Annotated in this window: 16 protein-coding genes, 2 pseudogenes and 1 other annotated feature; of the genes and pseudogenes, 10 read left to right on the top strand and 8 right to left on the bottom strand. The window is 68.1% G+C overall.

The window, feature by feature from the left end; all coding sequences use genetic code 11:
* Positions 1–19: 19 nt before the first annotated feature.
* A complete protein-coding gene (locus tag MU522_RS13285; protein ID WP_263970129.1) occupies positions 20–154 on the bottom strand; it encodes a hypothetical protein in 135 nt (44 codons plus the stop codon).
* A gap of 1 nt (position 155) precedes the next feature.
* On the bottom strand, positions 156–407 hold the full coding sequence (locus MU522_RS07935) for a hypothetical protein (protein WP_246990531.1): 252 nt from the start codon (positions 405–407) through the stop codon (positions 156–158).
* Between the two features lie 122 nt (positions 408–529).
* Between MU522_RS07935 and MU522_RS07930 the strand changes: the two genes are divergently transcribed.
* Genes MU522_RS07930 through MU522_RS13280 form a run of 3 tightly spaced genes read left to right on the top strand, consistent with a single transcriptional unit; the run spans position 530 to position 3,299 of the window.
* Positions 530–1,879: an aminoglycoside phosphotransferase family protein gene (locus tag MU522_RS07930; protein ID WP_246990530.1), complete on the top strand. Its 1,350-nt coding sequence runs from the start codon at positions 530–532 to the stop codon at positions 1,877–1,879.
* 33 nt (positions 1,880–1,912) lie between these two features.
* Positions 1,913–2,608, top strand: coding sequence for an SGNH/GDSL hydrolase family protein (locus MU522_RS07925; protein ID WP_246990529.1), 696 nt, complete (start codon positions 1,913–1,915; stop codon positions 2,606–2,608).
* A gap of 31 nt (positions 2,609–2,639) precedes the next feature.
* Positions 2,640–3,299: a CatB-related O-acetyltransferase gene (locus tag MU522_RS13280; protein WP_281439984.1), complete on the top strand. Its 660-nt coding sequence runs from the start codon at positions 2,640–2,642 to the stop codon at positions 3,297–3,299.
* 42 nt (positions 3,300–3,341) lie between these two features.
* On the opposite strand, the gene MU522_RS07910 is transcribed toward MU522_RS13280, so the two are convergent.
* Together MU522_RS07910 and galU are read right to left on the bottom strand one after the other, a co-directional pair.
* A complete protein-coding gene (locus MU522_RS07910) occupies positions 3,342–3,680 on the bottom strand; it encodes an Lsr2 family protein (protein WP_246990528.1) in 339 nt (112 codons plus the stop codon).
* Between the two features lie 73 nt (positions 3,681–3,753).
* A complete protein-coding gene (gene galU, locus MU522_RS07905; RefSeq protein ID WP_246990527.1) occupies positions 3,754–4,647 on the bottom strand; it encodes a UTP--glucose-1-phosphate uridylyltransferase GalU in 894 nt (297 codons plus the stop codon).
* Between the two features lie 33 nt (positions 4,648–4,680).
* Between galU and MU522_RS07900 the strand changes: the two genes are divergently transcribed.
* From MU522_RS07900 to MU522_RS07875, 6 genes and pseudogenes are all read left to right on the top strand, one after another.
* Positions 4,681–6,477 carry a glycosyltransferase gene (locus tag MU522_RS07900; protein WP_246990526.1) on the top strand — a complete coding sequence of 599 codons (1,797 nt, stop codon included), beginning with the start codon at positions 4,681–4,683 and terminating at the stop codon, positions 6,475–6,477.
* A gap of 61 nt (positions 6,478–6,538) precedes the next feature.
* A complete protein-coding gene (locus MU522_RS07895) occupies positions 6,539–7,501 on the top strand; it encodes an ABC transporter permease (protein ID WP_246990525.1) in 963 nt (320 codons plus the stop codon).
* A complete protein-coding gene (locus MU522_RS07890) occupies positions 7,488–8,327 on the top strand; it encodes an ABC transporter ATP-binding protein (RefSeq protein ID WP_246990523.1) in 840 nt (279 codons plus the stop codon). The genes MU522_RS07895 and MU522_RS07890 overlap by 14 nt, the downstream gene beginning before the upstream one ends.
* The gene (gene wecB / locus MU522_RS07885; protein ID WP_246990521.1) at positions 8,324–9,499 is read left to right on the top strand and encodes a UDP-N-acetylglucosamine 2-epimerase (non-hydrolyzing); all 1,176 of its coding nucleotides are present in this window, start codon (positions 8,324–8,326) and stop codon (positions 9,497–9,499) included. The genes MU522_RS07890 and wecB overlap by 4 nt, the downstream gene beginning before the upstream one ends.
* 86 nt (positions 9,500–9,585) lie before the next feature.
* Complete coding sequence (locus tag MU522_RS07880) at positions 9,586–10,923, top strand: hypothetical protein (protein WP_246990520.1); 1,338 nt, start codon at positions 9,586–9,588, stop codon at positions 10,921–10,923.
* 59 nt (positions 10,924–10,982) lie between these two features.
* Positions 10,983–11,189 (top strand): annotated as a pseudogene (locus MU522_RS07875) (helix-turn-helix domain-containing protein); the annotation flags it as partial.
* Positions 11,190–11,225: 36 nt separating this feature from the next.
* Here MU522_RS07875 and MU522_RS07870 read toward each other — a convergent pair.
* Positions 11,226–12,490, bottom strand: a protein-coding gene (locus tag MU522_RS07870; RefSeq protein ID WP_246990417.1) for an IS3 family transposase whose coding sequence is annotated in 2 segments (ribosomal slippage) — positions 11,226–12,187 and positions 12,187–12,490 — 1,266 coding nt in all. Because the reading frame shifts where the segments join, the coding sequence is not laid out codon by codon here.
* Positions 12,057–12,191: a sequence feature (AL1L pseudoknot), on the bottom strand. Its footprint overlaps the gene before it by 135 nt.
* Positions 12,491–12,545: 55 nt before the next feature.
* Here MU522_RS07870 and MU522_RS07865 point away from each other — a divergent pair.
* Positions 12,546–13,334: pseudogene (locus tag MU522_RS07865) on the top strand (IS481 family transposase); the annotation flags it as partial.
* Between the two features lie 7 nt (positions 13,335–13,341).
* On the opposite strand, the gene MU522_RS07860 reads toward MU522_RS07865, so the two are convergent.
* The 3 genes from MU522_RS07860 to MU522_RS07850 are packed head-to-tail and all read right to left on the bottom strand — an operon-like array spanning position 13,342 to position 18,718.
* Positions 13,342–13,875, bottom strand: a complete 534-nt coding sequence (locus MU522_RS07860; RefSeq protein ID WP_246990518.1) for a hypothetical protein — start codon at positions 13,873–13,875, stop codon at positions 13,342–13,344.
* Positions 13,872–17,117 (bottom strand): FkbM family methyltransferase, encoded by a 3,246-nt coding sequence (locus MU522_RS07855; RefSeq protein WP_246990517.1) that lies wholly within the window; start codon positions 17,115–17,117, stop codon positions 13,872–13,874. The genes MU522_RS07860 and MU522_RS07855 overlap by 4 nt, the downstream gene beginning before the upstream one ends.
* Positions 17,114–18,718 carry a glycosyltransferase gene (locus MU522_RS07850; protein WP_246990515.1) on the bottom strand — a complete coding sequence of 535 codons (1,605 nt, stop codon included), beginning with the start codon at positions 18,716–18,718 and terminating at the stop codon, positions 17,114–17,116. The genes MU522_RS07855 and MU522_RS07850 overlap by 4 nt, the downstream gene beginning before the upstream one ends.
* Positions 18,719–18,726: the final 8 nt, after the last annotated feature.

The following is an 18,726-nucleotide window of genomic DNA, read 5'->3' as shown; positions in this document are numbered from 1 at the left end:
CACGAGACGAGAGCCCCCGCTACCCCTCGTCGATCTCCGGATGCCGCCGGATGATCACCCGGCGCAGCACGAACACCAGCAGCCCGACGAGCGCCGGGAACAGCGCGACCGCGCCGATCGTGACGTAGAAGGTCCAGTCCAGGTGCTCCGGCATCTCAGATGGCCCTCTCCCAGACGTGGTCGAGCAGCATGAGCACGATCGGATGACCGTGCTCGTCGCGCCCGGCGAGGCGGATGTAGGTCAGGTTCGCTCCGGCCGTCAGGCGGGCGATGTCCAAGTCCTGCTGGGAGGCCCAGACGTGCAGGCTCTGGAGCCCGCGGACGTTGGCGTTCAGGTCGGCGAGGATCTCCTCGATCTGCGCGTCGCTGTAGGTGGTGCTGGGTTCAAGTAGTTCGCTTATGGACAACGAGTGTACCCCAAGTGGGGTACATCCGACGCACTCCGGGCGGCTCGTCCGCAGTCCCGATCGCGCCGGATCCGCCACGCACGGCCAGCCCACGTCCAAGTGCGCGGGGCATGATGGCCCGCATGAGCGCGACCACCCTGCCCGACGCTCCGAGCTTCGACGCCCCCGCGGTCGTCGACGCGATCGCCGCGTGGATGCCCACGACCCGCTGGTACCCGTTGAAGGGCCAGCAGGTCGACGTCTCCCTCGAGCAGCGCTACGACCTCCGCGATGCCGACGCCGCGATCCTGCTGCTGCGCGCGGGCGAGACGCTGCTGCAGGTGCCCGTCGCCTGGCGCGACGAGCCGGGCGCCTCGCCGATCGCGCAGCTCGACGGGCGCTGGCTCGTCGACGCCTGCGCCGACCCGCAGGCGGTGCAGGCGATCCTCGACGTGGCAGCCGGAGCGCGCGAGGTCGACGGCCTCGCGGGCGACGCGACCTCCGCGCCCGCGCCGGCCGGCGACATCCGCGTCATCGCCGGCGAGCAGTCGAACACCTCCATCATCGGCGGCGACGGCACCTGGATCGCGAAGGTGTTCCGCGTCGTCTCCCCCGGCGACAACCCCGACGTCGTGGTCACCGGCGCGCTCACCCGCGCCGGCTGCCGGCGCGTGCCGCACCTGCTCGCGTCGCTCGCGGGCACCTGGCCGGCCGGCGACGCGTTCGTCACCGGCCACCTGCTGGCGGTCTCGCAGTTCGTCGCGGGCGCCGACGACGCGTGGGAGCTGTTCCGCCAGCACGCCCTCGCGACGCTGCGCGGCGAGCAGCGCGACCTGCCCGACGCGCGAGCGCTCGGCGCCGCGGTGGCGACGGTGCACCACGACCTGGCGGATGCGCTCGGCACGGCAGCGGCGACGGAGTCCGACACCCTGCGGTTCGTCACGGGCCTCGAGCAGCGGCTCGCGTGGGCGCGCGAGCAGGCGGCCGGCGCGCTCGCCGAGCTCGACGAGGGCCTCGACGCGGCGGCGGCGCGGCTGCGCGAGATCACCTCGATCGGCGAGCTGCAGCAGATCCACGGCGACCTGCACCTCGGGCAGGTGCTGCGCGGCGCCGACGGCGGCTGGCTGCTGCTCGACTTCGAGGGCGAACCGCTGCGCCCGATGCACGAGCGCTCGGTGCGCGAGCCGACGCTGCGCGACGTGGTGGGCATGCTGCGCTCGTTCGACTACGCCGCCGGCTCGGCGCTGCAGGAGCTGCCGGATGCCGATGGCGCGGCGGCCGGCGACTGGGTCTTCCAGCGGCAATCGGAGTTCCTGGCCGGGTACGCGGAGGAGGCGGGCCCGGTCGATCCCGACGACCCGGTGCTGCGCGCCCTCCTGCTCGACAAGGCCCTCTACGAGGTCGTCTACGAGGTGCGCAACCGCCCCACCTGGCTGCCGGTCCCGCTGGAGGCCGTGCGGGCGCTGGTCACTCCTCCCCCGCCGGTCGAGTAGCTCCCGGACGAAGTCCGGGCGCGTATCGAGACCATGACCAGCCGCACGAAGGCAGTCGCCCTCACCGCGATCGCCGCCCTCGCCCTCCTGCTCGCCATCGCCCTCTGGCCGCGCCCCACCGCATCCCCCGACCCGCAGACGAGCAGCATGCCCGACGCCTCCCTCCCGCCCGACGCCCCGGTCGCCGTCTTCATCGGCGACTCCTACACCGTCGGCACCGGCACGTCGCTCGATGGCAGCGGCTTCCCCGCGATCCTCGGCGAGCGCCGCGGCTGGCGTGTGGTCAACCTGGCGATCCCCGGCACCGGCTACGCGACGGGCCGCGCCGACGGCCTGTGCCCGCCGGCCGGCTGCACCGCCTATGTCGGGATGCTGGCGGATGCGGCGGCGCACGACCCGGACGTCGTCGTCGTGTCGGGCGGGCGCAACGACCTGGCGCGGCAGCACCTCGAGCCCGCGGTGGTCGCCTTCTACCGCGAGCTGCGGCAGCAGCTGCCGGACGCCCGTCTCGTCGTCACCTCGCCGCTCTGGGACGATTCCCCCACGCCGCAGTCGCTCGTGGAGCTGCGCCGCCTCGTCGAGCGCGAGGCGACGGCCGCAGGCGCTGAGTACCTCGACCTCGGCGACCTCTTCGCCGGCCGTCCCGACCTCATCGCGCCGGACGACCTCCATCCGGACGAGGAGGGCCTCGCGCTCATCGCGGCCCGCATCGACGAGCTGCTGGGCTAGCGACGCTGCGTCACTGCATATGATCGCGACCGTGACAAAGACCGACTGGGCTCCCGGAAGACTGCGCGGCATCGCGCCTGGCCCATGGACGTGCTACCTGGAAGCCGAGTCGGCGATCAACTTCAGCGAGATCTTCGGAGCGCTCTACCTAGGCTTCCGCTCGTACCTCAACAGCGGATCGATGACGCGATCGGATGTCGAGATCGGCCGCTACTGCTCGATCGGTCGAGGCGTCAGCATCGGTCTGGGGGTCCATGACGTCGACATGCTGTCGACTTCCCCGTTCTTCCAGGCCGCGGAGCCGTTGACGGCGGCGACTCTCGTCTCGACGGATCCGAGGCGCAGGGTCGTCATCGGGCATGACGTCTGGATAGGTGACGGCGCGAAGGTCGCTTCCGGCGTCACGATCGGGACCGGGGCTGTGATCGCGGCTGGCGCCGTGGTGACACGAGATGTGCCGCCGTACTCGATCGAGGGCGGCGTGCCTGCGAAGCAGATCAGGTGGCGGTTCGACGAATCGATCCGTCGACGCCTGCTCACGTTGCGCTGGTGGGAGTTCGACCCCGCGCTCCTGCAAGCACTCGTCGACGCCGACCTGCTCGCGTCGATCGAGCGACTGGAGGGGGTGGCTGCTGCTCCGCGGTGGGGAGAGAGATACGAGCGCCTGGATGGTCGAGCAGATCCCGCGTGAGCGGCGTCGAGGGCCCGATGCGGCGGGCCCTTCGACGACCGTTCAGCGGTTGCGGTAGCGCTCCACGATCTCCGCGGGGATGCGGCCGCGCGTCGCGACCTTCAGCCCCTGCGACTCCGCCCACTCGCGGATGTCTGCGGTCTCGCTGCTGCCGCCGCGGCGGCTGGGTGCCGCGTTCGACGTCTTGCGACGCCCGGAGACGCGACGCGATGCGCGGATGTAGCGCTCGAGGTCGTTCTCGAACTCCTCGATGTGCGCATTGTTGAGATCGATCTCGTACTCGGCTCCATCGAATGCGAAGCGCACGGTGCGGCCTGCGCCGTCGTCGATCGCGTCACCCGTGAAGTCATCGACGAGCTGGACCAAGGTCTTCTTTGCCATGCGCAAAAGGTAGCGCATTCAACCCTCTGCACCTATTCCCGCCCGAGAAGAATCGGGGTACATGAGGAAAGGCTCAGTCGTCGAGAGAAGCGGCGAATTCCTTGAGCCAGGAACGGAGGCCGGGGCCGATGTCCTCACGCTCCGTCGCCATCTCGACATTCGCCTTGATGTAGTCGAGCCGGTCGCCCGTGTCGTACCGGCGGCCGCGGAAGATGACGCCGTGCACGCCGCCGTCGGAATCGTCCTGCGCCATGGTCAGCAGCGCATCCGTCAGCTGGATCTCGCCACCACGGCCCGGCTTCGTGCGCTCGAGCACCGGGTAGATCTCGGGCTTCAGCACGTAGCGCCCGACGATCGCCAGATTCGAGGGCGCAGAGCCGCTCTCGGGCTTCTCGACAAGGCCACGGACGCGCACGACGTCATCCTCGTCGGTCGCCTCGACCGTCGCGATGCCGTAGAGGTGCGCCTGCGACGGGTCGACCTCCATGAGCGCCACGACGCAGGTATCGCGCACGTCATGCACCTCGAGCATGCGCTCGAGCAGGTGGTCGCGCCTGTCGATGATGTCATCGCCGAGGAGCACGGCGAACGAATTGTCACCCACATGCGCCTTCGAACGGAGGACAGCGTGCCCGAGCCCTTTCGGGTCTCCCTGCCGCACATAGTGCACATTCGCCAGATCGGTGGACTCCGCGACGCGCGAAAGGCGATCCTCATCGCCCTTCTTCATGAGGATGGCCTCAAGTTCCGTCGCGCGATCGAAATGGTTCTCGAGCGCATTCTTGTTCCGCCCGGTCACGAACAGCACATCGGGCAACCCGGCACGCACCGCCTCTTCGACCACGTACTGGATGGCTGGCTTGTCGACGACCGGAAGCATCTCCTTCGGGAGCGCCTTGGTCGCCGGGAGGAATCGCGTGCCGAGGCCTGCAGCAGGAATCACGACCTTGGTGACGGAATGCGGCATGGGGTCAGGCTAGTGGGTGGAAGAATTGCCGTCATGTCTGAGGTCGGCGCGCGTGACGGGATGCATGGAGAGAGCCAAGCCTGTCGAGCCTCGCGCCTGGCGCACAACGTCGCGATGGCGAGCAGCACCGCGTCGCGCTCACTGCTGGAGGACCCGCTCACCTTCGGGGTGCAGGTCGCACGGCGCTTCCCTCGTGCTCGCACCGCCCTGCTGTCGCTCGCTCGTGCCACTGGCGGCCCGGAGCGCGAACTCGCCCGGATCTGGCTTTCGGGTGACCTCACCGCCACACGAGCGATGCTCGACGAGTTCTCGGCGAAAGGGTCGCTCGGTCGCCTCGCGGCCGAGATCGCGCAGGCATCGGGGCGTCCGGAGCTGATCGTCGACGACCCGGCAGTGCACTCCGTCGCGCGTGCCCGAGCGGCGTGGCAGCTGGGCGAGGCGTCGAAGGCGATCGCTCTCCTCGCCGACCGCGCCCCGCGGACGCGGCTCCATCGCGTGCTCCGTGCCGAGCTGGCGCTCATGACGCCCGGAACGCGGCTGAGATGGAGCCCTGGCGACGGAACCCGCCTCGGCCAGCCGCGATCGGGGATCCTGCACCTCCTGACGAACTCCCTCCCCCATACGCAATCCGGCTACACCGTCCGGTCGCACGCGGTGCTGACGGCGCAGCGCGAGGCAGACCTAGCGCCGACCGCGATGACGCGCGTCGGCTACCCGGTGGTCGTGGGCGGGATCGGCGCCGCGACGCTCGACGTGGTCGACGGCATCGAGTACCACCGCGCACTGCCGCGCCGGCTCGCCGCGACCCCTGATGGACGGCTCGTGCAGCAGGCGGATGCGCTGCTGTCGCTGGCCAGGCGGGTGCGGCCGGCGGCACTGCAAACCACGACGCACTACCCGAACGCGATCGTCGTCCGGGAGGTCGCGCAGGCGCTTCACGTGCCCTGGGCCTACGAGGTGCGCGGCATGCTCGAGCAGACCTGGGTCGCGGGGCTCGGCAGCGAGGAGGCTCGGCAGCGGGCGCTCGCGAGCGAGCGGTTCCGCTTGACCCGCGAGCGCGAGGCCGAGCTGGCCGCCGTGGCGGATGCGGTGTTCACGCTCTCGGCCAGCATGCGGGACGACCTGGCAGCTCGTGCTGTGCCTCGGGAGCGCGTCCGTCTGGTGCCCAACGGCATCGATGCCGCACTCCTGGAGCGCACCCCGCCGCTCGCTGAGGGGGCCCGTGAGGCTCTCGGCTTGCCTCGCGAGGGCTTCTGGGTGGGCTCCGCATCCTCCTTGGTCGACTACGAGGGCTTCGACGTCCTGCTGGAGGCCGCGAGGATCGCGAGGTCGCGAGGCCATGACGTGCGGGTGCTGCTCATCGGCGAGGGCACGGCGCGACGAGCGCTCGAGGCCCAGGCGACCGCTGCTGGCTTGGCGGACGTCGCGGTGTTCACCGGCCGAGTCACGCGCGATGTCGTGGACGCCCATCGGGATGCGCTCGACCTCATCGTGGTTCCGCGGCACGATCGCGACGTCACGCGCACCGTGTCGCCGCTCAAGCCGGTCGAGGCCATGGCGAGCGGTCGCCCACTCATCGTGAGCGCATTGCCTCCCCTGCTCGAGACGATCGGCACCGAGCTCGAGCACGCTGGCGCGGCGGTGCCCGCTGGCGATGCGCCCGCGCTCGCTGAGGCCATCGAGCGCCTGATCTCCGATCCGACGGCTGGAGCTCGCTTCGTCGCGCTCGGTCTGGCCCGTGCGGCCGAGCGCACGTGGGCTGCTGCTGGCTCGACGTACCGCCGTGTGTTCGCCGCAATCGGCGCGGAAGCGTCGATGTGGGAACATTGACCGCACCCGCCCAAGGCGGCTCGCCCCCCATGACCCCGACACAGATTGCTCAGGAACGCGCATGACCTCTACGTCGCAGCGACCTGAGTCCAAGGGACTCCGGACGCAGTGGCGGCGGGCGTGGGCGACCCGTCAGGCCGGCGCCAGCGCGTTGACCGCCCCGCTCCGACAGGAGCTGCAGCGACAGTACGGCGACCTCACTCATCTCCGGCGGGTCGGCAGCCGCCCTCCCCTTCGCGAGTACTTCACCGAGCTCTGGGACAGGCGACACTTCATCTGGGCGGGGGCTCGAGGCAAAGCACTCACTCGCTACTCCAATGAGCGGCTGGGCGTGCTGTGGCACGTGATCAGACCTATGCTCGACGCTGCGTTCTACGGCGTGATCTTCGGCCTGGTCCTGCAGCTCTCACGGGGCATGGACAACTACGTGGCGTTCGTCATCATCGGCATCTTCATGTTCCAGCTGTCGTCGCGGGCGATCTCGGGCGGTGCGACGCTCATCCGCAGCTCGAAGTCCATGATTCGGGCGTTCGCCTTCCCGCGCGCATCGTTGGCCCTGTCCGACGTCTTGCGCGAGCTCATGACGTCGCTTCCCGCGATGGGGGTGATGTTCGCGGTGATCATCGCGGTTCCACCGCACGAGTTCCCCTCCGCGAGCTGGTCGTTCTTCCCAGTGGTGCTGGCGTTGCACTCCGTGCTGAATCTCGGCTTCACCCTCGTGTTCGGCTGGCTCGGCTCGGTGCTTCCCGATCTGGCTCAGGCCGTCAGCTTCGGCACGAGGCTCCTGATGTACGGCTCGGCCGTACTCTTCCCCATCGACCGCTTCGTGGACCATCCCACGGTGCTCGCCATCATCGAGTCGAATCCGATCTACGTGGTCCTGGACATGTATCGGGCTGTGCTCATGGACGGCGCCGTCCCGTCGGTCAGCGATTGGACGATGCTCTGCGCCTGGGCTTTCGGCCTCTTCATCGTCGGCTTCGGCATCTTCTGGTGGGATGAGGAGCGCTATGGACGCGAGTGATCTGGACGCCGGCTGGCGACTGAGCGCAGATCCGAAGGTCACGATCGTTGCCGAGAACGTGCGCCTCCGCTACACCGTGAACCGCTCCAAGGGCGGCGCCTGGTGGAGGCGAGGTCCGAAGAAGGCAGTGACGGGTCCAGTGCTCCGTGGGATCACCTTGGCGGCTCGCGAGGGCGAGATGATCGGAATCGTGGGCTTGAATGGCTCTGGCAAGAGCTCGCTGTTGCGCGTGCTCGCGGGCCTCCAGCCAGCGACCTCGGGCACAGTCGTGGCATCCGCTCAGCCTCAACTCCTGGGGGTGAGCGCAGCATTGGTGCCGGAGCTCTCCGGCGAGGAGAACATCTGGCTCGGGACGCTCGCGATGGGCATGTCCCCAGACGACGCTTACTTCGCGAAGGAGAGAATCGAGCAGCTCGCTGGGCTGGGCGACGCCATCCGGCAGCCGATGAACACGTACTCATCCGGGATGGGTGCGCGTCTTCGCTTCGCCATCTCAGTGGCGGCGGACCCTGAGATCCTGATGATCGATGAGGCGCTCTCCACCGGCGACGCGTCATTCACGGAGCGCGCCAAGGAGGCGATGCACGGGCTGATCACCCGCGCGGGCACCGTATTCCTGGTCAGCCACGCGGCGAAGACCATCGAAGACATGTGCACTCGAGCGATCTGGTTGGACTCGGGGACCTTGATCGCCGACGGCCCTGCCGACGAGGTGGCCACCATGTACCGGTACTACGCGCACAGCATCGCGCTCGGCAAGGACGAGGCCGCGAAGGGCGCACTGGCCAGCGCGACCGCCTCACATCCTCCTACCCTGAGCACATGACGCCGCGTTCGCGTCCGGCGCCATCCGCGCCGCAGAAGGTGATGACCGTGTATGGCACGCGTCCGGAGGCGATCAAAGTCGCGCCCGTGCTGGAGAAGCTCGCCTCCGATCCCCGCTTCGAATCCGTACCGGTGGTGACTGGGCAGCATCGCGAGATGCTCGATCAGGTGAACGAGATGTTCCACATCGCGCCGGCACACGACCTCGACATCCTGGCGCCGGGCCAGTCGCTCAACCAGATCGTCACGAGGGCGATCGCAGGACTCGACGAGCTCATCGTCGACGAGCAGCCCGACGTGGTGCTCGTCCAAGGAGACACGACGACGGCGATGGCGGCGGCGCTGGCCGGGTTCAACCGGCAGGTGCGAGTCGTCCACCTCGAAGCGGGACTCCGCACGGGCGACATCAGCTCGCCGTTCCCAGAGGAGGCGAACCGCAAGCTCGTGTCACAGGTCGCTCGCCTGCATCTCGCTCCGACGCGGAGAGCTCGCGACAACCTCATCAGGGAAGCCATCGACCCTTCGACGATCGTCGTCACCGGCAACACCGTGATCGACTCGCTCCTGGAGGCCGCGTCGTGGCGGACCGTTCCGCGCCACCCGGAGCTGGCGGCGGCCCTGAGCAGCGGTCGCCCCGTCATCCTGGCCACGATGCATAGACGTGAGAACTTGGGTGCGAGCATGCACGAGATCGCTGCTGCTCTCGCCGCTCTCGCGCGGCGACTGCCGGATCACATCCTCGTGCTTCCTGTGCACAGGAACCCCGCCGTCCGAGAGGCCGTCCTCCCCCACCTGGCTTCTGTGTCCAACGTCGTGATCACCGAGCCCCTGCAGTACGACGAGTTCACATCAGTCATGGCCGCGGCGCGGATCGTCATCACTGACTCCGGCGGAGTCCAGGAGGAGGCTCCGAGCCTCGGCAAACCTGTCCTGGTCCTGCGCGACACCACGGAGCGGCCCGAGGCAGTCGAGTCGGGGACGGTACGGCTCGTGGGCACGGAGCGGGACCGCATCGAGTTCGAGGCGTATCGTCTGCTCACCGACGGGAGCGCATACGCGGCGATGGCGAACGCCGTCAACCCGTACGGAGATGGCCGCGCGTCCGAGCGCGCTGTCGCCGCGATCGGGGCGATGCTGGGCATCGGCGCGGCACCGGAGGAGTTCGGGTCGTGAACCGCGCGCCAACTATCATCGACGTCGGGGCGTCGCGCTGCGCCTCCATGCGCTGCCGCTGATGAGCAGCGGCAGGAACGGAGACCATGTTCGAGGACCGCGTGATCCGCTGGATCGCATCGATCGACGCACCTGGCAACCCCATCGACAGATACTGCGAGACGTTCCAGATTCATCGGCAATCGCTCTCCGACAGCTTCGACCGGGGCGCGGACGTGCTGGAAAACCTCGACTCCTTCTCCGAGTACTGGTCCGGTGACGAGTCGCGGGACGAAGTCGTCCTCTTCGTCGTCGACGGCTCACCCGAGGGATCGCTAGACCTCGCTGCCCTCGTCGACAGGCTGCCGCCGCGCACCTACCTGGTGGCGCTGCTGCGCGCCCACCGACGTGTCGACGACGATCGGGTCCACGTCATCGGAGTGCCCGCAGAGGACGACGCGGACTTCGAGAGACGCTGCGGTGGTCATCTGTCGCGCTTCATGCGCCTGCAGCCTCGTGGAAGCTTCTTCAACCCGCCGAAGTCGGCGTTCCCCAAGGGCCGTTGGACGCTCGACTCCGTCGACGCCTACGAGCCGAGCATCGGCGACGCAGGCCATGTCACGCTGCGTCACGACGGATTGACGTACGACTTCCTGCAGAACCTGCGCCAGGACAGTGACCTCCTGATCGTGTTCGGCCAGAGCGCTCTCACGAGAAAGATCGTCGAACTTCCCCTGTTCCAGCGGTGGTCCTGGGCCGACGACATCCCCGGCGCCTCGTTCATCGCCATCAACGACCCGAACCTGTACCTCGACGACACCCTGAACGCGGGCTGGTGGTTCGGCACCACGCAGCGGGACACGGCGCGCGAGTTCGCTTCGCTGGTGGAGCGGGCAGCGCGTGCTCTCGGGCTCGGACCGGACCGCGTCGTTTTCACCGGTGGATCGGCCGGTGGATTCTCTTCCTTCCATATGGCCTCCTGCCTGCCCGGCGCACGCGTCGTCGCCGACATCCCCCAGATCGACATGCGGGCCTACACGTTCCAGGGTGAGGCGAATCGGGCCGCGCAGGTCGCGTTCGGAGCACCCTCGATTCATCACGTCCCCGAAGAGCTGCTCCATAGGGTCGATGTGACTGAGCGGTTCCGCCACGAGCAGCACATCCCGGAGTACCTCTATCTGCAGAACGTGCGTGACCACACCCACATCCAGCTGCACTTCCAGTACTTCGTCGACCGCACGATGGCGATGGTGAACGAGCACGCGTGGGCGCGCCACAGCGGCTCGATCGAGCTGTACTCCGCGTGGAACATCAATCGAGGCGGCCACTTCCCGCTGAACCGCGGAGATACGACGGATCGCATCCGGCGCTTCATGGAGCCGAGGACGGCGCCCGGCGCGCCGCCTAGGTGTTCTTCCTCGGGAGGTTGTGAACGCTTGGGGTAGGTGAAGGCCTCCGCGGAGGATGTGGGTAACCACACTCACGTCGTCCACCGGAGGCCTTCATGTCCCACGCTAACGTTGCGCTCTCGCCTGCGACCAGGCTCAAGATCGCCAAGCTCGTGATCGATGGCGGCTGGCCCGTCGCTCGTGTTGCCGAGCGGTTCCAGTGCTCGCCGGCGACGGTCTCGCGCTGGTCGCGTCGCCTCGCCGCGGGCGAGCCGATGGAAGCGCGTTCGTCGCGTCCGCGCTCGTCTCCGAACCGGACACCGGTCCGTGAAGCGCCCTGGGTCTGATGGAGACTCGCGCTATTTGATTCCGACCAGCAGATTGCGGTCGTTGGGGACAGCATAGAACGCGGCCTCGAACTCTGCGGGCGGGACGTCGCCGAGGTAGCCGTGGAGGCGCTGCGTGTTGTGCCAGTGCACCCACCCGAGCGTCGCGAGCTCGAGGTCTTCGACCGTCTTCCACGGCCCTGGCCGCGCGGGGCCGCGGACGAGTTCTGCCTTGTAGTAGCCGTTCACCGTCTCGGCGAGGGCGTTGTCATAGCTGTCGCCGACCGTCCCGATCGACGGCGTGGCACCGATCTCTGCGAGGCGTTCGCCATAGCGAATCGAGGTGAATTGAGAGCCTGCGTCGCTGTGACACCGCAGATCCTCGTGCCGGGCGCCGCGGGACCAGCGGGCCATCTCGACCGCGTCGAGGACGATCTCGGTTCGCATGTGCGACGCGATCCGCCAACCCACGATCATCCTGCTGAACGCGTCGATGATGAAGCACACGTAGGCGACGCCGGTCCAGGTCGGCACGAACGTCAGGTCGGTGACCCAGAGCCGGTTCGGGGCGCTCGCGGTGAAATCCCGCTTCACCAGGTCCGGGTGCCGCGCCGACGCCGGATCCGGCCTCGTCGTCTTGACCCGCTTCGACCGCCGCGCGCCCTCGATCCTCGCGGCGCGCATCAACCTGGCGGTCTGGTCGCGGCCGATCATGATCCCCGCGCGGCGGGCAGCCCTCCAGAGCTTGCGGACCCCATAGACGCGGTAGTTGGACTCCCAGAGTTCGACCAGTTGCGGGATCAGCTCGTCGTCCCGCACCGCGCGGGCGGACGGCGTGCGGGTCTTGGCGGCGTAGTAACTACTCGGAGCCACCTGCAGCAGCCTGCAGATGAGCTCGACTCCGAGCCGGCGACCGTCCACAAGATCGTCCCTGTTCGCGTCGACGAACGCGACTACTTCCGGTAGTGGCGGTCGAGCTCCGCCCCGAAGAAAGACGCCGCCCGCTTCAGCACCTCGTTGGCCCGCCGCAACTCCCGGTTCTCCTGCTCGAGCTCACGCACCCGCTGCGCCTCCGCGCTGCTCACGCCGGCAGTGACGCCGTCGTCGACGTCGGCCTGCTTGACCCACATCCGCACGGACTCAACACCGTAACCGAGTTGCGTCGCGACGCGCTGGACCGTCCCTTGCGTGACACCGAGCTCAGCGCGCAGCGTCCTCACCATCCGCACCGCGGCGGCCTTCTCCTCGACCGAGTACCGACGCGTCGTCGGCTTCCCATTCGCCAGTTCCTTCGGCATAACTCCATCCTCGTTTCCAAGGTCAGGAGCCTCCAACAAACTCAGGGCGCTTCACCGTCTCGAGCGGCGGATCATCGGGCTGCGGTTCACGCGCCGGTGGGGCCCGCACCGGATCGGCTACCACCTCGGAGTTCCGCGCTCGACGGTCGAGCGGGTGCTGCGGCGATTTCGGATGCCGTTGCTGACCCATGTCGACCAGGCCACGGGCCTGCCGACCAGGCGGGCCGCGCCGGTCCGGTTCGAGATGGACCGGCCGGGGCAGCTGGTCCACGTCGACATCAAGAAGCTCGGCCGCATCCCCGACGGCGGCGGCTGGCGGAAGCACGGTCGAGGCTCCCAGCAGGATCGTCGGGCCGACGTCGCACGCTCGCGCGCGAAGCGGGCAGGCGAGCACCACAGCCGCGGCTACGCATTCCTCCACCATGCGGTCGACGGCTACTCGCGGCTCGCCTACTCGGAGATCCTGGACGACGAGCGCCGCGACACAGCGTCGGCGTTCTGGCGACGCGCGAACGCGTTCTTCGCCGCCCACGGCATCGCCGTCACCGCGGTCATGACCGACAACGGCTCCTGCTACCGATCCCACGCGTTCCGGGCCGCGCTCGACGGCATCCAGCACCGCCGCACCCGCCCCTACCGGCCGCAGACCAACGGCAAGGTCGAACGCTTCAACCGCACCCTCGCCACCGAATGGGCATACGCCGCCACCTACGCCTCAGACGCGGCCAGAGCAGCGACCTACGACGCCTGGCTCCACACCTACAATCACCACCGACCCCACACAGCGCTCGACGGCCAGACCCCAGCCCAACGCATTCACAACGTCACTGGGAAGAACACCTAGGCGAGGTTCAGGGTCGCTCGTCCGCTGATCCCGCAGCCGGGCGCCGGGGCTCAGCGTCGTCATCAGCCGCGTGCGCGTCGCCGTCGGCCCGTGCGACCAACTCGACGACCAACGCCTGGACGCCCGCGAGCCGCTCGCGCTGGTGGAGCAGCTCCTCTGACTGGGCGCGGAGCGCCTTGACAGAACGGTCGCCCTGGCGCCGGGTGCCCTGCACGCCATCGAGCAGCCGTTGCAGCTCCGAGCCGCGTTCCTCATGCAGGCGCTTCAAGGAGTTGTAGACCACCTGGTCCTCGTGAACGATGCGCCAGTCGAGGCGAGAACGAGCCTTCTCGATCTCGCCCTTCACCGCTTCGCTCCGGTCAGAGACACGGGACGCGATGAACCATGCGGCCAGCATCATCTGCAGGCTCACGCTGGCGGACAGCACGAGCAGCGACGCCAGCGCGCCCATCACCGGTGCGAGCACCACTGCTACCACGAGCGACACAGCCAGAAGGATGCCTGCGGCAGCGAAGTACGTGCGCGTGCGAAGTCGGGTCACTTGTCTTCCGTTCCCTTGATGAAGGCCGAGAGCTCCAGGATCATGCTGGCCGCTGCGTGCTGGAACTCCACGCTCTTGGCGCGAAGGATGCCCGCTTCGGAGTAACCGCGCCAGACGAGTGGATCACGGTAGACAGCCGGCAGGCGCAATTCGAGATCCTTGACCGAGTCGACCTCGATGCCGGCCTGACCGAGATAGGCCGACAGTGAGTGCGGCATGGCCCGATAGAACGTCGGGATGCCGAGCGCCGCGACCTCGACGGGAACCATCTCGAACGTGGCGAACTTCACCGCGCTCACCGCGATCCGGACGCTCCGCAGACGCTCGACGAACTCTCGGCCCTTCATGAACGGCCAGACCTCGTCCAGACCGAGGTCGACGTCGTAGCGCGGCGTGTACTGCCTGACGCCGACGATCCTCGCTTCTGGAACCGCCCGTCGGATCCCATCGATCCACGCGCGTCCAGCCCCGCCGATCAGAGAGTCGTCGGAAAGCTTCGCCACATCTCCCACGAAGATGGCGCTCGAGCCCGCCCAATTCGCTTCGGCTGTGTCCTCGAACACCAGCGTCTTGGGGATCGGCACGACGAGCTCCTGGAGCTCCACCAGGCTCGGTTCCCGGGCGGCCTCTGCGGCGAACGCCATCAGACGCACCCGACCGCGGAAGCGCTCCCCCCAGATGCGCATGCGCCGGACGATCGCCTCGTGCCGCGACTGCCGGCCGTTGTCCGAAAGGTTGACGAGCACGCGCGCGCCGCGACTCGCATGCGTCTCCACGATCTCGATGACCTTTGCGAAGTCGGGGCGCTCGGGGTCGCCCACATAGACCATCACCAGGTCGGGGATGAATCCTTCGAGACCGAGCGGGTCGCCGGTCTCGATGTCCGCCATGTAGACATCCCAGCCATGGCCGGTGAGCATCTCCCGAGTCAGGTGGCACGACTTGAGGATGCCGCCCTTCTTCCATCGCTCTCGATCGGTCCGACCGACGATCGCGACGCGGACACGCTCTCTGACGAAGACCGGCTCAGCTTCGAACGTCCGCCAAGGCATCTGCTCCTTCACGAGCCTGGTCACGGTCCCCGCGACGTCGAACGCCGCCTTGCCGCGAGCGTCCTTGCCGAGGGATGCCGCTGAGATGGAGCCAGGAGTGTCGATCGGCATCGCCTCACCGCCCTTGTGGGCGAGCACCACCATCGGCACTTCGCGTCGCTGGGCATGGATGGCGAGGAAGGCGTCGGCCATGTTCGGGTGTACGAATTCGTCCATCGTGGGCCGCACGGTGTCGGTGTGGAAGCCGCAGACACCAGTCCCCAGCAGATGCACCCCGGTGTCCTTGCCCCGGAGAAACCGGAAGGACAGCACCTTGCGCGACTTCGCCTCGTAGAACTGCTCGAAGTCGTCGCTGAACAGCGAGCCGTGCCAGCCGACGACCGCGCGGCGCGCGTAGCGCTCGATGCCGTCGATGATGCTCGCGACATGGAATCGCGCGTACTCGATGTCGTCGTCGCACGTGAGGTAGTAGCCGTCGAACCCTTCGAGGAACAGGAACTTCGCCCTATCGCCGAGGTCCTCTCCCGTGAAGAACCGCACGTTCCGGATCCCGTCGAAGCCGGATGGCACCTCGTCCATGCCGTTCAGATACACGAAGATCTCATCCGCTTGCGGCGAGAGGATGCGTAGGACCTGCAACAGGGCGGCCTCGCGGCCGGGCATCGATGCGATCCCGATGCGCACTCGGTCCCTGCCGCGCTGCAAGGGCGTGATCTCGCGCGCTCCGTCCCGCGAGCCGCCAGCACGATCCCTGCTCTGATCCTGATCGAGCTCAGCTTCCTCGATCAGCTCGCCGACCACCTCGGCGAGCTGCCCGCCGAGCGCGCCGCGCACTGCTCCCGAAGACGACCACTCCGACGGGTGCGCTCGTTCGTACCGGCGCGAGAGCTGCGCATAGGCTCGCGCGATGCGATCCCTCTGGTCGCGCACGCTCTCGAGCTCGTCCCTGGAGTCGTCGATCGTGTCGATGTGTCGTTGCAGCGTGCTGTCCAGCGACCCTCTGATGTCCTCGGCGACCACGACGAGCTGATCGGTCAGCTCTCGTTGCACCGCGCGGCCGAGTCCATGCCCCTCAGCCACCAGCGCGGTCAGCTCTTGCAGCCTGCGGTCGAACCTCGACAGCTTCTCATCGACCGCAGCCGAGACCTCGACCGCGGCACGCTCGAAGCGCTGGCCTGCGGCGTCGGACAGCGCACGAGCCCGTTCTTCGGCTGATGCCGCGCCGCTTGTTACACCCTCAAAGGACGCGACGCTCGCTTCGAGCGAAGCCACCGACTGCGCGAGGCCCTCCAGGAGGTGCTGCAGTGCTCCAGCCTCGGTGTCGGACGCGCCGCCGGCTTCCGCATCCCGTGCTCCAACCGCCTCGGCAACTGTGCTGAGTTGCTCACGAAGCGCCAGCAGGCGCTTCCCCTGGACATCCGAGTTGTGGAGCACGAGCCGCTGGAACTTCCGCGCGGTCTCGAGGTTGAAGAGCTGTCTGATCTCCTCGGCTGCTGCAGGCGGCGCCGCCCAGATGTAGTTGTCGCTCAACCCCAGGACTGCGGTCCTCCGGTACCCGAGAGGCTCGAGCAGCGTCGTGAGCTCAGCCACAGCCGAGGCGCCGTGGCTCTCGATCACGAGAATGGGCAACCACCGTTCGAGCACACGCAGTGCGCCTTCGACAACCCTGCGCTCGGCCCCTTCGACATCGATTTTGATCAGCGCGACCGGAGCATCCCCGAGAATGTCGTCGAGCGGCCGCCCTTCGATCGGACCCGCATCTTCAGCACGCGCGCTGAAGGTTCCTCTGTTGCCATCCATCTGCTGGACGAGCCCGATCTGACCCGCCTCGTTCCACGCAGCGAGCGCGTGGACATCGACCATCCCCTCGATGTCGTTGGACGCGAGGTTCTCTCGGAGCGCCCTGAGGTTGTCGGCTTCTGGCTCGACGGCCACGACCTGACGACCCATGACCGCAGCGAAGTAGACAGAGTGGTTGCCGAGGTTCGCGCCCACGTCGACGACGACACCGTCCGGGCGCCCGGCGAGGAGCTCATGCACGAAGGCCAGCAGGTCGTGCTCGTAGGGCTCGCCGCGCTGCTTGATCCGCTCGAAGATGTGGTCGCCGGGGAAACCGAAGAGGCGGAGCTCTCGGCCGCTGACGGTGAAGTCGGTCGATTCGAGGCCGGCTTGGCCATCAGATCTGGTCACTCAACATTCCCTTCGGAGGTGAGGTCTGCATTGCTCTGCTCCCGTGGTTCTCTCATAGCGGCATCCGTGCCCGGGAGCCCTGAGGCACTCTGGAGGGCGCGCGTCTGCCACACGTCAGTCAGCCAGCGGTCGAGACCATCGGGCGGGTCCTGGACCTGCACCCTGAGCAGGGCAGACGCGACCGCACCCCGACGGTCTGCATGCGACAGCTCCACGATGGCGCTCACGATGTCGTCGGCAGTTCTCGCTATCAGCGCCACACCTTGCTCGGCGGCGGTGGCTGCTCTTCGCTCCTGATCGTCTGTGATGGTCTGCATGTTGGGCACCAGTACCGCCGGAACGCGGAGGGCGATCACCTCCTGCACCGTGTTGTAGCCGGCGGCAACGACGACGAACTCGAACGCGCGCATGTAGCGGGACAGCGGGTACGCCGAGATCCTTCGCACGTCTCCATCGAGCCGGATCAGGCGATCGGCGATCGGCGAGTCGACCACAACCGCTCGCCAACCCGATCCCAGACGCCCGATCGTCTCGATGGCCGCCGTGAGCTTCTCCTCGATGTCGTCGATGTTCCCTGCGCCGAGCTGCACCAGCACATACCTCGGTCCCAGTTCGAGTCCGAGCGCGGTCAGGGCTCGCGCCTCGGGAAGCGCGCCTGAGATGTCCAGGAGTGGCGGCGTCCTCAGCACGGGGAGCCGCGAAGTCGAGACCGGGTCGGGGTCCTCGGGCAGGGCGTAGTCGCCAGGCAGCAGCAGCGCGTCGACGATGCGCTCCGGCGCCGCAGTCTGCTCGTTCTCCCTGCCTGCCTTCCAGCCACCGCGCACGATCCACACCAATGGGACGCCGAAATGACGGGTCACCTCGTGGACTGTCCGGTACACGAACGTGCCGTCGAACAAGACCACATCGGGCTTGATCTGCCCCAGCAGTTCCGCGTACGCCTTGGAGAAGCGACGGCTCCACTCGGATTGCGGCAGCCCGAGGGCTTCGCTACTGGGGTGGTAGTGCAGCCGAGCTGCGCCGGATTCCACCTTTCGCCAACCGGTCGACAGCGTCAGGATGTCGACCTGCCAATCGCTCGGCAGCATGCTCGCGAGGGCAAGACACCGGGTCAGGTGACCGAGGCCAGCCCCGTTGCTGGTGACCATCAGGACTCTCCTGCCCGCGCGATCCCCCGCTGGCGGCTGGGCCGCCATGGCGACGAGGTACTCAGTATCGCTGCGAACGTCAGCAACATCGCGCGCCAGACCACTGAGCATGACTCCGTGCCGGTACTCGTGGCGCGATTGCTTCTCGCGCGTAGAGCGCACCTCGGCCCGCACGCTTGCCGCTTGCGTGGCCGCAGCTGCCGTCAGCTCGCGCCTCAGCCGCGCCGCGTCGAGCCGGGCCCGGGTCGCGTAGACGCGGAGCATCCAGACCACGACGAATCCGAGCAATCCCGTGGTGAGCGCATCGCCGACGGACCACCAGATCTGGGCAGTCTCGATCGGCTCCGCCGACGCGAGCCCCCCGATGATCAGGAAGAGAGCCTTCAGACCGGCGAGCACGAAGCCTGTGACGAGCTCAGGCGGCCTGAGGCGCACGCGCGGGATCGATGTCACCTGAAGCG

Origin of the sequence: Agrococcus sp. SCSIO52902 (genome assembly GCF_022983135.1) — a bacterium.
In the GTDB taxonomy this organism is placed as follows: Bacteria; Actinomycetota; Actinomycetes; order Actinomycetales; family Microbacteriaceae; genus Agrococcus; species Agrococcus sediminis.
The sequence above is the reverse complement of the archived record's forward strand: the minus strand, read 5'-3'. Positions and strand labels throughout refer to the sequence as shown.

What these genes read in the sequence shown, in the direction of transcription:
- MU522_RS13285 (WP_263970129.1), bottom strand. Translation starts at nt 154, where the DNA reads ATGCCGGAGCACCTGGACTGGACCTTCTACGTCACGATCGGCGCGGTC.
- MU522_RS07930 (WP_246990530.1), top strand. Translation starts at nt 530, where the DNA reads ATGAGCGCGACCACCCTGCCCGACGCTCCGAGCTTCGACGCCCCCGCG.
- MU522_RS07925 (WP_246990529.1), top strand. Translation starts at nt 1,913, where the DNA reads ATGACCAGCCGCACGAAGGCAGTCGCCCTCACCGCGATCGCCGCCCTC.
- MU522_RS07910 (WP_246990528.1), bottom strand. Translation starts at nt 3,680, where the DNA reads ATGGCAAAGAAGACCTTGGTCCAGCTCGTCGATGACTTCACGGGTGAC.
- galU (WP_246990527.1), bottom strand. Translation starts at nt 4,647, where the DNA reads ATGCCGCATTCCGTCACCAAGGTCGTGATTCCTGCTGCAGGCCTCGGC.
- MU522_RS07900 (WP_246990526.1), top strand. Translation starts at nt 4,681, where the DNA reads ATGTCTGAGGTCGGCGCGCGTGACGGGATGCATGGAGAGAGCCAAGCC.
- MU522_RS07895 (WP_246990525.1), top strand. Translation starts at nt 6,539, where the DNA reads ATGACCTCTACGTCGCAGCGACCTGAGTCCAAGGGACTCCGGACGCAG.
- MU522_RS07890 (WP_246990523.1), top strand. Translation starts at nt 7,488, where the DNA reads ATGGACGCGAGTGATCTGGACGCCGGCTGGCGACTGAGCGCAGATCCG.
- wecB (WP_246990521.1), top strand. Translation starts at nt 8,324, where the DNA reads ATGACGCCGCGTTCGCGTCCGGCGCCATCCGCGCCGCAGAAGGTGATG.
- MU522_RS07880 (WP_246990520.1), top strand. Translation starts at nt 9,586, where the DNA reads ATGTTCGAGGACCGCGTGATCCGCTGGATCGCATCGATCGACGCACCT.